10 protein-coding genes are annotated in these 12,904 nt (G+C 73.8%); 7 read left to right on the top strand and 3 right to left on the bottom strand.

Features of this window, described 5'->3' with window-relative positions:
* Positions 1-18: 18 nt before the first annotated feature.
* Entirely contained in the window at positions 19-1,281 is a 1,263-nt protein-coding gene (locus tag Pma05_RS22010) for an LOG family protein (RefSeq protein ID WP_203859345.1), read from the bottom strand.
* 285 nt (positions 1,282-1,566) lie between these two features.
* Here Pma05_RS22010 and Pma05_RS22005 point away from each other — a divergent pair, with 285 nt between their 5' ends.
* From Pma05_RS22005 to Pma05_RS21990, 4 genes are all read left to right on the top strand, one after another.
* On the top strand, positions 1,567-1,995 hold the full coding sequence (locus Pma05_RS22005; RefSeq protein ID WP_203859344.1) for a DUF3151 domain-containing protein: 429 nt from the start codon (positions 1,567-1,569) through the stop codon (positions 1,993-1,995).
* 173 nt (positions 1,996-2,168) lie between these two features.
* Positions 2,169-3,623, top strand: a complete 1,455-nt coding sequence (locus tag Pma05_RS22000; RefSeq protein ID WP_203859343.1) for a helix-turn-helix domain-containing protein — start codon at positions 2,169-2,171, stop codon at positions 3,621-3,623.
* Positions 3,620-4,543 carry a PfkB family carbohydrate kinase gene (locus Pma05_RS21995; RefSeq protein WP_203859342.1) on the top strand — a complete coding sequence of 308 codons (924 nt, stop codon included), beginning with the start codon at positions 3,620-3,622 and terminating at the stop codon, positions 4,541-4,543. Before Pma05_RS22000 ends, Pma05_RS21995 begins: the two co-directional genes overlap by 4 nt.
* Positions 4,544-4,804: 261 nt before the next feature.
* Positions 4,805-5,083: a hypothetical protein gene (locus tag Pma05_RS21990; RefSeq protein WP_203859341.1), complete on the top strand. Its 279-nt coding sequence runs from the start codon at positions 4,805-4,807 to the stop codon at positions 5,081-5,083.
* A gap of 229 nt (positions 5,084-5,312) precedes the next feature.
* On the opposite strand, the gene Pma05_RS44355 is transcribed toward Pma05_RS21990, so the two are convergent.
* Both Pma05_RS44355 and Pma05_RS21980 read right to left on the bottom strand, forming a co-directional pair.
* Positions 5,313-7,031 (bottom strand): MinD/ParA family ATP-binding protein, encoded by a 1,719-nt coding sequence (locus tag Pma05_RS44355; protein WP_425567697.1) that lies wholly within the window; start codon positions 7,029-7,031, stop codon positions 5,313-5,315.
* Between the two features lie 1,170 nt (positions 7,032-8,201).
* Positions 8,202-9,197, bottom strand: coding sequence for a diacylglycerol kinase family protein (locus tag Pma05_RS21980; RefSeq protein WP_203859340.1), 996 nt, complete (start codon positions 9,195-9,197; stop codon positions 8,202-8,204).
* A gap of 127 nt (positions 9,198-9,324) precedes the next feature.
* Between Pma05_RS21980 and Pma05_RS21975 the strand changes: the two genes are divergently transcribed.
* From Pma05_RS21975 to Pma05_RS21965, 3 genes are all read left to right on the top strand, one after another.
* Positions 9,325-10,629: an adenylosuccinate synthase gene (locus Pma05_RS21975; protein WP_203859339.1), complete on the top strand. Its 1,305-nt coding sequence runs from the start codon at positions 9,325-9,327 to the stop codon at positions 10,627-10,629.
* Between the two features lie 130 nt (positions 10,630-10,759).
* Complete coding sequence (purD, locus tag Pma05_RS21970; protein ID WP_203859338.1) at positions 10,760-12,049, top strand: phosphoribosylamine--glycine ligase; 1,290 nt, start codon at positions 10,760-10,762, stop codon at positions 12,047-12,049.
* A gap of 195 nt (positions 12,050-12,244) precedes the next feature.
* Positions 12,245-12,850 (top strand): hypothetical protein, encoded by a 606-nt coding sequence (locus Pma05_RS21965; protein WP_203859337.1) that lies wholly within the window; start codon positions 12,245-12,247, stop codon positions 12,848-12,850.
* Positions 12,851-12,904: the final 54 nt, after the last annotated feature.

Below are 12,904 nucleotides of genomic sequence, written 5' to 3'. Positions count from 1 at the left end.
CCGGCCCACCCGTGCCGGCTACGGGGTGGTGGTGAGCAGCCGGACAGCCTCGTGTACGTCGTCGGTGACGTGCACCGAGCGGGCCAGGTCACCGGCGGGCGCGAGGGCCAGCAGCGGGCGCAGCAGCGCCTCGATCGGCAGGGTCTGGGTCCAGAACGCGCTGTCCAGGAAGACGTACGGCCCGCTCTCGCCGTCGGTGCCGTAGAACGTCTTGGTGGCCGCCTGGAACACCTCCTGCACGGTGCCGGCCCGCCCGGCGGCGAAGACGATCCCGCCCCGGGCCAGCCGGAGGATGGTGTCCTCGCGGATCGCGTTGGAGAAATACTTGGCGATCCGGCCGGCGAAGAGGTTCGCCGGCTCGTGCCCGTACAGCCAGGTGGGGATGGCCAGCCCGCCGCGCCGGGCCCAGCCGTGCGGGTCGGCCTCCCGGTGACCGCTGCCGTTGCCGTCGCTGCCATTGCCGTTCGCGCTGCCGTTGCGGGCCTGCGCCGGTACCGCCGGCTCGAACCGGGCCCGCACCCGGAGCGCCGCCGCCGTGTAGGGGTCGTGGTCGGTGAAGTCCGGCGCGGTGGCCAGCAGGTCGATCGCCGAGCTGAGGTCGGCCGCCGACCGCTCGGAGAGGTAGGCGCCGAGGTTCGCCGCCTCCATCACCCCCGGCCCGCCGCCGGTCACCACCAGTCGGCCGGCCCGGGCCAGTTCCCAGCCCAGCGTCGCGGCCAGCCGGTACGCCGAGGTGCCACGCGGCACCGCGTGCCCGCCCATCACCCCGACCACCGAACCCGGGCCGTGCCGGGCCAGCCAGGACCGGGTGGCGTCGGCCAGCGCGTTGTCGACGGCGTGGTCGTGCAGCCGCTGGGTCAGCGCCTCCCGCAACTCCGGCAGCGCACCGCCATGACTGCGGAAGTGCTCGTAGACCACGGTGTCGTACATCCCGGCGAAGCCGCCGATGTCGAACCCGGCGGCCAGCTCGCCGGCGGTGTAGAGCCGGGACGGGTGCGTCGGGTACGGGAGCGCCGCGAAGTCGGGTACCACGGTCGCGCCGCGCCGGACCAGCTCCGCCTCCACCTCCCGGGAGACGAACCGGCACCCCGCGAAGAGGGTGTCGGTGAGGTCGACCGTGGTCAGGTCGGGCACCGGATCGAGATCCAGCCGGAGCCCCTGCACGGCCAGCCCGGCGAGGCTGCCGGTCCGGAGATGAAGATCGAGTTCCGCGCGTGACTCGATCTCGTCGACGGTGTCGTCGTGCGGTTCGAGTACGTCGGCGGGGGGTGGGGTGGGCACCCTGCCATCTTGCCCCGGCCGGGCAACCGGCCCGCGCGCCGGACCCGCAACGGGCTGGAACGGCACACCGGGTACGGGACGGGGGGAAGCCGGCGAGAGCCCGGCGACACCGGGTCGCCGGGCTCTCTGTTTACCGGGTCCTGGGGAGGCTCCGGATCTCTATTTCTAGTCCAGTCCGGCCCGAACCGCACCGGCCGCACGCGGGACGGATCCCTCAGCCGTTCAGTCATCCCACGTGACACACCCCGCTCGCCGGCGCTGGTGGCGGCCGGGTTGAATGGTCCGATGCAGAACCTCTTGCCCGAACCGCCGGCCACCCTCCTGCCCGGAGACGACGAGGCCGAGGCGGTACTCGCCGCCGCGCGGGCGGCGGACACCGACGAGGCGTACGCCTCGGTCGCCGCGCAGCATCCGACGTTCAGCGCCGCCTGGGCGGCCCTGGGTGCGCGGGCGTTCGACTCCGGCCAGGTCGTCGCCGCCTACGCGTACGCGCGCACCGGCTACCACCGGGGCCTGGACCAGCTCCGCCGCAACGGCTGGAAGGGGCACGGTCCGGTGCCGTGGAGCCACGTGCCGAACCAGGGCTTCCTGCGCTGCCTGCACGTGCTGTCCCGGGCGGCCGGCGAGATCGGCGAGTCCGACGAGGCGGCCCGCTGCGCGCAGTTCCTCCGCGACTGCGACCCGGCGGCCGGCGACGCCCTCTCCGGCACCTGACCCCGACCTCTCTCCGGTAGGCGTGCGGACCCGGCCCGACCGACTCGCCGGGTCGGATGCTGTGCTGGCTGCGCACGCGACTTGACGGGCGGCGCTGCGGAAGCCCGCACACTTGCGGGGTCTGCGAAAATCCAGTGACGTGCCGATCACGATTCGGATTGGCGGTGTCACCGATGACCACGCCGGAACAGGTGGCCGAGGCACGGCGGGACCTCGGCCGGCAACTCGCCGCCTGGCGCAGGGCTGCCGGGCTGACCCAGGCCGGCTTCGGCCCGCGAATCGGCTACTCGCGGAGCGCCGTCGCGAACATAGAGACGGGTCGGGAACAGGCGCCACGGAGCTTCTGGGAGGCTGCCGATCGGTGTCTGTCGACCGGCGGAGCGCTGCTGGCCGGCTACCAGCAGGTGGCGGAGTTGGAGCGGCGGTACAAGACCCGTCTTGCCCGGGCCCGCGAACGGCAACGCGCGGCCAGGGCAACGGATTTGCTGCCGCCGCCCGACGAGCAGCAAAACAACGCGCCGAGCATCCCGGCGTCGGCATCGGGATGGACGCCGCGACCGATGCCCGACGTGTTCGCCTGCGAGCCGTCCGGGCCAGACGTGGTCGACGGCGAGACCGTTATTCTGACCGTCGTGTCGGACGGACCTGCCCGGGCGTTCAGGGTCAGCCGTCGTGCCCTGTTGGAACTCACGGCCGGTGCCGTCACGACCTCGGCGTCGGTCGCCCTCGGCGTCGCCGTGCCCCGAACGGTCGACCCGGCCGTCGTCGGCCACTTCGCGGCACTGCGCGCACTTCTCGTACGGGCCGACAACCGACTCGGTGGACTGAGTGTCCTGCCGACGGTGCATCAACAGATCGCGGTCATCGCCGAGCTGCGCAGGCAAGCCCGGGGAGAACTCCGGGATCAACTGCTGAGTACGGAGGCGAGCTGGTCCGAGTTCGGTGGCTGGCTCAGCGACGACCTCGGGAACCGGGAGGCGGGAAGCCGCCTGCTGGATCGTGCGGTGAGCATGGCGCAGGAGGCTGACGACCGGGAACTCTGTGCGTACGTGCTGGCCCGGAAGGCGCAACGCGCGATCGGCACCGACGACGAGGATCGGGTGGTCGGGCTGGGTCGGGCTGCGGCCCGTACCGCTGGCGCCCCGGCGCCGGTGCGGGCGTTCGCCGCTGTGCTGTCCGCCCGGGGCAGCGCCATCGACGGTGACCGCCATGGCTTCCAGGCCGCTCTCCACCAGGCCCGTTGCCTTGCCGAGCAGGGCAGCGCCGACGGCGACGCGCTCGGCTCCTTCTGCACCCCCGCGTACCTTTCGGCCAACGCGGGCGAAGGCTGGTTGCGGTTGAACGAGCCGTGCCGCGCCATCGCCAGCCTCACGGCGGCGATCAGCGAGTGGCCCACCGGCTACCAGCGGGAGCGTGGCCGCTACCTGGCCCGGACGGCGCACGCCTACCTGGCGGCTGCGGAGCCCGACCAGGCTGCCACGGTGGGGGCTGCTGCCCTGGCGCTGGCCGACACGACCGGATCGGCCCGGATCCGCCAGGAGATCTCCGCACTGGGGAGCCACCTGGCAGCGTTCAGCGCACGGCCGGCGGTCAAGGACCTGCTCGACCAGTTGGCCGTCCGGCCGTGACCGGTCGCAGGCCCGTCGACTCGCTGTCGACGGCTGTGGACGTGCTCGTCGTGGGGCGTGCCAACGTGGACCTCACGGTACGAATACCGCACCGCCCGACGCCGGGTCGTACCGCGTTCGGCTCGCCGGCGCTGACCACGGCCGGCGGCAAGAGCCTCAACCAGGCCGTCGCTGCCGCTCGCGCGGGCGCCCGGGTCGCCCTGCTCGCGAACGCGGGCGCGGACGACTGGGGCCGTCTCCTGGTCAGGACGCTCCGGCAAGCCGCTGTCGAGCTGCCCTGCTTCCAACTCCTGCCGGCCGCCCGGACCGGCGTGGCGATCGTCGAGGTCACGCCCGACGGGGAGAGCTACGTGGTGCTGGCCCTGTCTCCGGAGACCGAACTGACCGGACAGCACGTGCGGACCGGATTCCGCCGGGTGCGTCCGTTCGCCGTGGTGACGCAACTCGACCTGCGCCCGGAGGCCGTCGACGCGGTTCTGCGGGAGCAGCGCGCCCGACTGCTCATCGGCAATCTCGTACCGCACCCCGACATCGGGCCGGCGGTCTTCGCCGGGCTCGACGTCTTCGTCGCCAACGAGCACGAGGCTGCGGCGATTCTCGGTCGGCGCGACGACGATCCGGTCGTACTCGCGCGCGAGCTACGCGCCCTCGGCCCCCGTTCGTCGGTGGTGACCGCCGGGGCGCGCGGCGCCGCCTACGCGTCCGCCGACGGCACGGGGTTGATCGACGCCCGACGGGTGTCCGTGGTCGACACCACCGGTGCCGGGGACGCGTTCCTGGGCGCCCTGGCGGTGCGGCTCGCGGAAGGGCTTCCGCTGCCGGTGGCGGTGGCCGACGCGGTGACCGCCGGAGCGATGGCGGTGCAGGTCGACGGGCCGGACCTGCGGCCCGCCGCCGATCCGAGCGATGACGCCGGATAACCCCGTACGCCCGTCTCTTCGACGCGATTCGCGGCCCTCGGTCGCCAGATTGTCGGCTGACGTGGTCACCAGTTCCCGACAACACCTCAGTCCGGGTTGACTGCCGGTAAGCCCTCCGATCGGCAAATCGGGCGGCGAACTGCTGGTCGGGATCGGTGCCCGCGCCCTCCGAGGCGCCGGTCCCGACCCTCGGTCCGGATGCGGCGGCCGGTGCCGGACAGACCCGGCCGCCGCGTCCCGTGCCCAGGACGGGAGCACGACGTGTCCAGAGGATGGTGGCGGCGCTGGCGGGACGGCCGCGACGTACGGGTGGTCGACGTGGTCGGACCGGCGACGTCGTACCCGAACCAGCGGGGTGGGTACGCCCCCGGCGCGGCTCCGGCCGAAACCGCCAACGCGACTCGGGTCGAGGCATCCGGTCCGGCTCCGGTGGGGCAACCGGATCGGGTGAACCGGGTGGCCTGGAACCTGCCGACCCGGTTCGGCGGCTGGCCCGTGTTCGGGGACGAGCGGCGCCGCTGTTCACGGCCCGGCCGGTGACGGGTTCGCCCCGCTGGGTACGTCGGGTCACCGTCAACCTGACGCCTGCCGGTGCATCGGCGTTGGACCGGCTGCCGGGGCGGAACTCTACTGACGTGGTGAACCGGGCCTTGCGGGTCGCCGCGCTGGTCGACGGGTACGGCACCGCTGACGGCACGCTGGTGGTGCTCGGGTCGGACGGCCGGCCAGTACGGCTTCGTATTCGTTGATCCGTTGGCGTCCAGGCTGGTCAGAGCCCTTCGGCCACCGATGCGGCGATCTTGAGCCAGGCGTCCCGGGTCGCGGACGAGAGCTGGGCGTACCGGATCGGCTCGCCGGTGTCGATCAAACGCTCGTACGGGGCCAACAGCACCACCCTGGTCCGGGCGGCGAAGTGCCGCTCGATCGCCGGCAGGTCGATCTCCTTGCGGGACGGCGGCATGGAGACCACCGTCACCGCCTGCCGGACGAGTCGCTGCCGGCCGCTCTGCTCCAGGTGGTCGAGCATCCGGGCGGCCGTCTCGGCGGAGTCGTTCCTGGCCGACATGGTCACCACGAGCTGGTCGGTGGCGTCGATCGCCGCCTGCCAGTTCTGGGCCCGGACATTGTTACCGGTGTCCACGAAGATCAACTTGTAGAACCGGCTGACCACCTCGCGAATCTCCGCGAAGGCGGCGGCGGTGAGCATCTCGCCACCGGTCGCCGACTCGTCGGAGGCGAGGACGTCGAACATCCCCTCGCTCTGCGAGCGTACGTACTGCGACAGGTCGCCGACCCGGCCCTGCGCGCCCCGGAACTGGTAGAGGTCGCGCAGCATGTCCCGCACCGTGCGGGAGTGGAAGTCCTGCTGGGCCCGCATTCCCAGGGTGCCCTGGGTCTCGTTGTTGTCCCAGGCCAGCACGTACCCGCCGCGCTTCTGCCCGAAGGTCATCGCCAGCAGCAGGATCGCCACCGTCTTGCCGGCACCGCCCTTGGGATTGACGACGGTCACCTGCCGGAGCCCGCCGAAGTTCCGGCGGATCATCTCGATGTCGTGCTTGATCTCCTGCTCGTGCCGCCCCGGAGAGAGCTTCACCAGCCCCAGGGTGGTCTTGTTGACGGCGGCGCGTACCCCCATCTGCGCGACGGGGTCGGCGGGGCGTACCGCCCGGCGCCGGGCGAAGTCCTCGGCGGTGGGAGTGCCGGAGTCCGGTGTCCAGAGCGGGTCCGGGTAGGCGTTCGCCGGTTGTGGCGGCACCCGCTGCACCCCGGCCGACTCGGCGTACGGCTGCTGCGGCACCTCGGTGACCCCGGGGTGCGGCGGGACCGGCGGGGGCGGCGGTGGTGCCCAGCCGGACTGCGGGCCAGAAATCGGCGGGGGCGGCGGCGGGTAGCTCGGATAGCCGGGCTGGCTCGGATAACCCGGCGGACCGGGCTGGTCCGGCGGCTGTGGCGGGTACGCCGGGTATGCCGTGACCGGCGGCTGGGGCGGGCCCGGCGGTTGGGGCGACGGCGCCGGTGGATAGGCCGACACCGGACGCGCTGCCGCCGAGTACGGGCCCGGGGTGATCGTCGGCGGGTACGGGCCGACCGGCGGGGCCGATCCGGCCGCCGGATCGGGACCGGGCCCGGAGACGGGCTGCGGCGGTACCGGCTGCGCGGTCACCGGCGGTGGCGGGATCGGCTGTGCCGCGATCGGTGCCGCGACGCCGTGAGGTGGGCCGACCGGTCGCTGCGGCGGCTGGGCCCACGGTGACTCCGCGGGCCGCCCGGCCGGGCCGCCGTCCGGCTGGGCCCGGCTGGTGGCGGGCAGCGTCGCCCGACCACGGGCGGGCTCGGCGGCGCGGGCGGATTCCCGCTGCTTGGCCGGCTCGGCCTCCGGCTTCGCCATACCGGCCTCGGCCGCCCCGTCCGCGCTGCCCTGGGCGGTAGCCGGCCTGCTCTCCTCCGCACCGGACGACGACTCGCCCGCCCCGGCGCCTCCGGCCACCGCCCCGCTGACTGGGCTCGCTCCGCTGACCGGGCTCGCTCCACCGGTCGAGGCGGCCACCCCGCCGGTCGGGGTCGCACCGCTGGTCGAGGCGGACCCGTTCGTCGGAGCCGCGTCGCGGTTCGGATTCGTCCCGCCGTTCGGCTGCGCCCCACTGCTCGGGTGGGCACCGCCGGTCGGGGCGGCGCCGCTGGTCGGGGCGGCCGGGGTCGCCCCGGTCGCCGGGCCGACCGTCGCCTTGCCCGCCGTCGGGCTCACCGTCGCCTTGCCAGCGGCCGGAGCGACGGACGCCTTGCCGGCGGCCGGGCTCACCGGGCTGACCGTCGCCTTGCCGGCGGTCGGGCTGACGCTCGCCTTGCCGGCGGGCCGGGGCTCGGCCGTACCGGTGCCGCCGGTGCGCTCCTCGCCGTTCGCCGGCCGGTCCGGGGAATCCGGCCGGGCCCGGCCGGCCGCGTCCGGGCCACCGGTGTTCTCCGGCCGGCCGGTGGTGTCGGGGCGGCGGACGTCACCGGTACCCACCGAGGCCCGGCCCTGGTTGCTCGGGGCGACCGTGGGCCAGACCCGGGTCGGCGAGTGCACCGGGCTCTCCACCGCGCCGCTGTTCGGGGCCGGACCGGGCGGCGCCGGCACGGGCGGTGTCGGCGGGTGCACCGGTACGGCGGTCACCGGCGGCGTCGGCGGGTGTACTGGTATGGCGGTCACCGGCGGGACCGGCGGCGGCGGAACGGGTGGGGCCGGCGGAACAGCCGGCCCGGGACCGAACGCGGGCGGCACCGACGCGACCGGCGGCACGGACGGGACCGGCGGTACCGGGAACGCGGGTGGCGGAGCGGGGACCGCAGGCGGCGGAGTGCTCTGGTAGGGCTGGTGCGCGACGGGCTGCGGAACGCCGCCCATCGGGCCTGGCGGGGTCGCGTCCGGAGGCGGTGGTGGCGTCGGTGCCCAGCTGATGGGATTGGACTCGTCGCGCGGCTCGGCGACGATCTCGTCCGGTGGCCACAGCGGCTCGGCCTCCTGCGGCGCCGCCGGCACCTGGCCGGGCACGTACACCCGGTCTCCATGATTGTTCACCACGACCTACCTACCTCCCTCCCACACATCCGAGGATATGCCCGCCGATCGGCCTCGGGCCGGGCACGGAGGTCCCCACCTACAGCCTTCCACAAGCGATCAGTGGTCGTACACCGCCCATGCCCCCGGCTCGATCCACCACGATCGTTTGCGGTTCAGCGTTCCCGTCACCCCGTCGTCCAGGAACGGAACCTCCCGATCCCGGGGCGTGACCGCGACGGCACGGCCCCGGGCCCGGCGCACTTCGAGGCGTACTGTCCGGCGGCCCCAGCGGGACCGGTCGGTCACCGGTACGGCCACCGCGACCTCGACCGCGCCGTCGGCCGCGTCCGCCGTGGACAGCAGGCGTACCCCGCCCAGTTCGGCGTAGCCGCCCGCGTTGCCGATCGCGCAGGCGAACAGCGGATCGTCGCCGGCCGACAGCACGGTGTCGTCCACCTCCACCCGGCCCCGCCAGGCCAACGGGGTACCGGCGTCGTTGGCGGCACCGAGCAGCGCGCCGTCCAGGGTGACCGAGCCGCCGTCGTTGCGGAGCAGGTCGAGCCGGCGCACCCGCCCGTCGAGTACGGCCGCGGCGACCGCCGCCGGTTCGCGGGGCAGCCCGAGCTGACCGGCGAGGTCCCGGGGCGGTTCGGACACCGCCGACCGGCTCGGATCCAGCGGCAGTACGCCGATCGCCGGCAGGTCGGGCACGGTGCGGTTGTCGGCGAGGTCGGCCGGACGGCGGCGGGGCGGCGGGGCGTACCGGCGGACCAGCCGGCGCATGACGGCGCGTAACTGTGCGTCACTCGCCGTAGCGACGACGAGCCGGGTCTTGCCGTCCGGATCGGGCCAGTCGAGCCCGTCCGCTCGGGGCGGACCGTCCAGCCGGGCAAGCACCGCGTCGATCTCCCGATCCGATCGCGCGGTCACCGTCTCCACCCGGGCGCCGCGCTCGGTGAGCGCGTCCGCGCAGGCCAGCACCGGTACCCGTGGGGTGTCCGCGCAGTCCGCCCGGCCGGGCGCCGCACCGGACGAGCAGCAGTCGCCGCCCGCGCCACAGCCCGCCGGGTCGTCCTCACCCGGGGCGAGGGTGAGCAGTACCACGTCGTACACCGGGAGTCGCCTCCTGCCGCCAGCCCGGCCTCTGCCGGCCGGGTCGTCACTTTTTGTTAGCCTGACACCTCGGGCTCGCCACGCGGTCGCCACCTGGCACCCGAGCCCCCTGAAGGCGGGTTTAGAGATGCCGGCGATCGTGCTCATCGGGGCGCAGTGGGGCGACGAGGGCAAGGGCAAGGTTACCGACCTGCTGGGTGACCGGGTCGACTACGTCGTCCGTTACTCGGGCGGCAACAACGCCGGGCACACGGTGGTCACCCCGGACGGCCAGAAGTACGCGCTGCACCTGATGCCGTCCGGCGCGCTCTCGCCGAGCGCGATGATCGTGATCGGTAACGGTGTCGTGGTCGACCCGAAGGTGCTGATCTCGGAGATCGACGGGCTGGCCGAGCGGGGCGTGGACGTCTCCCGGCTGCGGATCTCCGGCGACGCGCACCTGATCATGCCGCACCACCGGGCGCTGGACCGGGTGGTCGAGCGCTACCTCGGCTCGTCCCGGATCGGCACCACCGGCCGGGGCATCGGCCCGGCGTACGGCGACAAGGTGGCCCGGATGGGCATCCGGGTACAGGACCTGCTCGACCCGGGCATCCTGCGCAAGAAGCTGGAACTCGCGCTGCGGGAGAAGAACCAGATCCTGTTCAAGGTCTACAACCGCAAGGCGCTGGACGTCGACGCGGTGACCGAGGAATACCTCGGCTACGCGGAGCGGCTGCGGCCGTACATCGCGGAAACCCGGGTGGTGCTCTGGGACGCGCTGGACCGGGGCGAGACGGTACTGCTGGAGGGTGCCCAGGCCACCATGCTCGACATGGACCACGGCACCTACCCCTTCGTCACCTCGTCCAACCCGACGGTCGGCGGTGCCTGTGTCGGGTCCGGCATCCCGCCGACCGCGATCAACCAGGTGATCGGGGTGACGAAGGCGTACACCACCCGGGTCGGGTCGGGGCCGTTCCCGACCGAGTTGTTCGACGACAACGGGGCGCACCTGCGCAAGGTCGGCGCCGAGTACGGCACCACCACCGGCCGGGAGCGCCGGTGCGGCTGGTTCGACGCGGTGATCGCCCGGTACGCCGTACGCCTCAACGGCATCACCGACCTGGTCGTCACCAAGCTCGACGTCCTCTCCGGGCTGGAGAAGGTGCCGATCTGCGTCGGCTACGAGATCGACGGCAAGCGGTACGACGACATGCCGATGACGCAGACCGCGATCCACCACGCCAAGCCGATCTACGAGGAGCTGGACGGCTGGTGGGAGGACATCTCCAAGGCGCGGTCCGAGGCGGAGTTGCCGGAGAACGCCCGCCGCTACCTGGCCCGGATCGAGGAACTGTGCCGTACCCGGGTCAGCGTGGTCGGCGTCGGCCCCGGCCGCGAGGAGAACATCGTCCGCCACGAACTGATCCCGGCACGGACCGCGAGCTGACCCTGCGGAGGACGGCGAGCCTCGGGGAGGACCGCGACCTGATCCGGGGCGGGGACGGCGAGCTGAGCATCGCGAGTCGACTCCGGCCGGACGTCAGCGGCTCCGGGCCGGACCCGTAGGATCGGTGGCCGTGCGCGTACTACTCATCGGTGGCGGCGGGCGGGAGCATGCTCTGGCGCTCGGCCTGGCCGTCGACCCGACCGTCGACCAGTTGATCGCCGCACCGGGCAACCCGGGCATCGCCGAGGTCGCGGAGCTGCGCCCGGTGCAGGCGACCGATCCGGCGTCGGTCGCCGCGCTCGCCGTCGAGGTCCAGGCCGACCTGGTCGTGGTCGGGCCGGAGGCGCCGTTGGTCGCCGGGGTCGCCGACGCGGTACGCGCCAAGGGCATCGCCTGCTTCGGCCCGTCCGGCGCGGCGGCCAGGATCGAGGGCTCCAAGGCGTTCGCCAAGGACGTGATGGCGGCGGCCGGCGTACCGACGGGCCGGGCCCGGACGGTCGACACCCCGGGTACGGGCGTCGGGTCCGCGCTGGTGGCGCAGGCGCTGGACGAGTTCGGCCCGCCGTACGTGGTCAAGGACGACGGGCTCGCCGCCGGCAAGGGCGTGGTGGTCACCGAGGACCGGTCGGCGGCACTCGACCACGCCGCCGGCTGTGGCCGGGTGGTCGTCGAGGAATACCTGGCCGGACCCGAGGTGTCGCTCTTCGTGGTCACCGACGGCGAGACCGCGCTGCCACTGTTGCCGGCCCAGGACTTCAAGCGGGTCGGCGACGACGACACCGGCCCGAACACCGGCGGCATGGGGGCGTACGCGCCGCTGCCGTGGCTGCCCCCCGGGACCGTCGACGAGGTACTGGCCACCGTGGTCGGCCCGACCCTGGCCGAGATGCGTCGCCGGGGTACCCCGTTCGGCGGGCTGCTCTATGTCGGGCTGGCCATCACCCGGCACGGGCCACGGGTGATCGAGTTCAACGCGCGGTTCGGCGATCCGGAGACGCAGGCCGTACTCGCGCTGCTGGAGACGCCGCTCGCCGGCCTGCTGCACGCGGCGGCCACCGGTACGCTGGCCGGGCATCCGCCGCTGCGCTGGCGGTCCGGTGCGGCGGTCACCGTCGTGCTCGCCTCGGCGGGCTATCCGGGCACCCCCCGGACCGGTGACGTGATCACCGGCGCCGAACGGGCCGGGGTCGCGCACGCCGGCACCGCGCGCCGCGCCTCGGACGGCGCGCTGGTCTCCGCCGGAGGCCGGGTCCTCTCCGGTACCGGCCTCGGCACAGACCTCGACGCGGCCCGGGTGGCCGCCTACGCGCTGGTCGCCGGGATCGATCTGCCGGGGGCGCACCACCGGACCGACATCGCGGCGCTCGCCGCCGCGGGCCGGCTCGCCGCACCTGACCGCGTCGAGCCGTCGGCCGGCTGAGCCGGCCGAGCCCCTCCGGCCTCCGCCCGCGCCTGCCACCCACCCATCCGCGCGTGCCCGAACTGCGGGACCGGGCCGACGATCGTCCTGGGTCGGCTGGCACGAAACCGTGATTTGCCGATCGCACCGGGTTTCCTACCGTGAGATCACCCCCGGCCGTCGGTCTCGGGGGATCCCCGTGGCGGAGGAGCGAGCATGCACAGGTACCTGACTCGGGCGGCCCTGGTCGCCCTCGGCGGCGCGATCGCGGTCGCGGCGACCGGTTGCGTGACGATCGAGACCCGTGGGTCCGCCCCGGCCAGCTCCGCGCCGGCCACCGGGGACGCCGGCCTGGGCAGCGCCCCGTCGGACGAGACGACCGGAGCGCCGGCACCGACCGGCAGCCCGGCGGGCCAGGGCGGCCAGCCCGGCGGCGGCGGCAACACCGGCGGCAACAACACCGGCGGCAACAACAACAGCGGTACGACCGAGAAAAAGCCGACCGGCCCGACGATCGTCTACTACCGGATCAAGCAGAAGCCGCAGTGCGACCAGGGTACGAACGTGAACCGCATCCCCGGGATCCCGGTGATCCTGGAGTGGAAGGTGACCGGCACCGACAAGATCACCCTCTCCGTCGACGGACCCGGGATCTACAACACCTACCCGGCGGTCGGCACCGCCACCATCGACTTCCCGTGCGCCGGCATCCCGGGCGAGTACGTCAAGCACACCTACCAGCTCCGTACCGTCGGTGGCGGCGAGGTGCGGTCCAAGACGCTGACCGCCTCGGCACTGGTCCACGAGATCCCGATGGTCTAGTGCGGTGTCCCGCAGGTGCTGACCCGGGCGACGGTAGCGGCGGAGGTAGTCGCG

The sequence above is a fragment of the Plantactinospora mayteni genome (assembly GCF_016862935.1).
GTDB classification, from domain to species: domain Bacteria; phylum Actinomycetota; class Actinomycetes; order Mycobacteriales; family Micromonosporaceae; genus Plantactinospora; species Plantactinospora mayteni.
The sequence above is the reverse complement of the archived record's forward strand: the minus strand, read 5'-3'. Positions and strand labels throughout refer to the sequence as shown.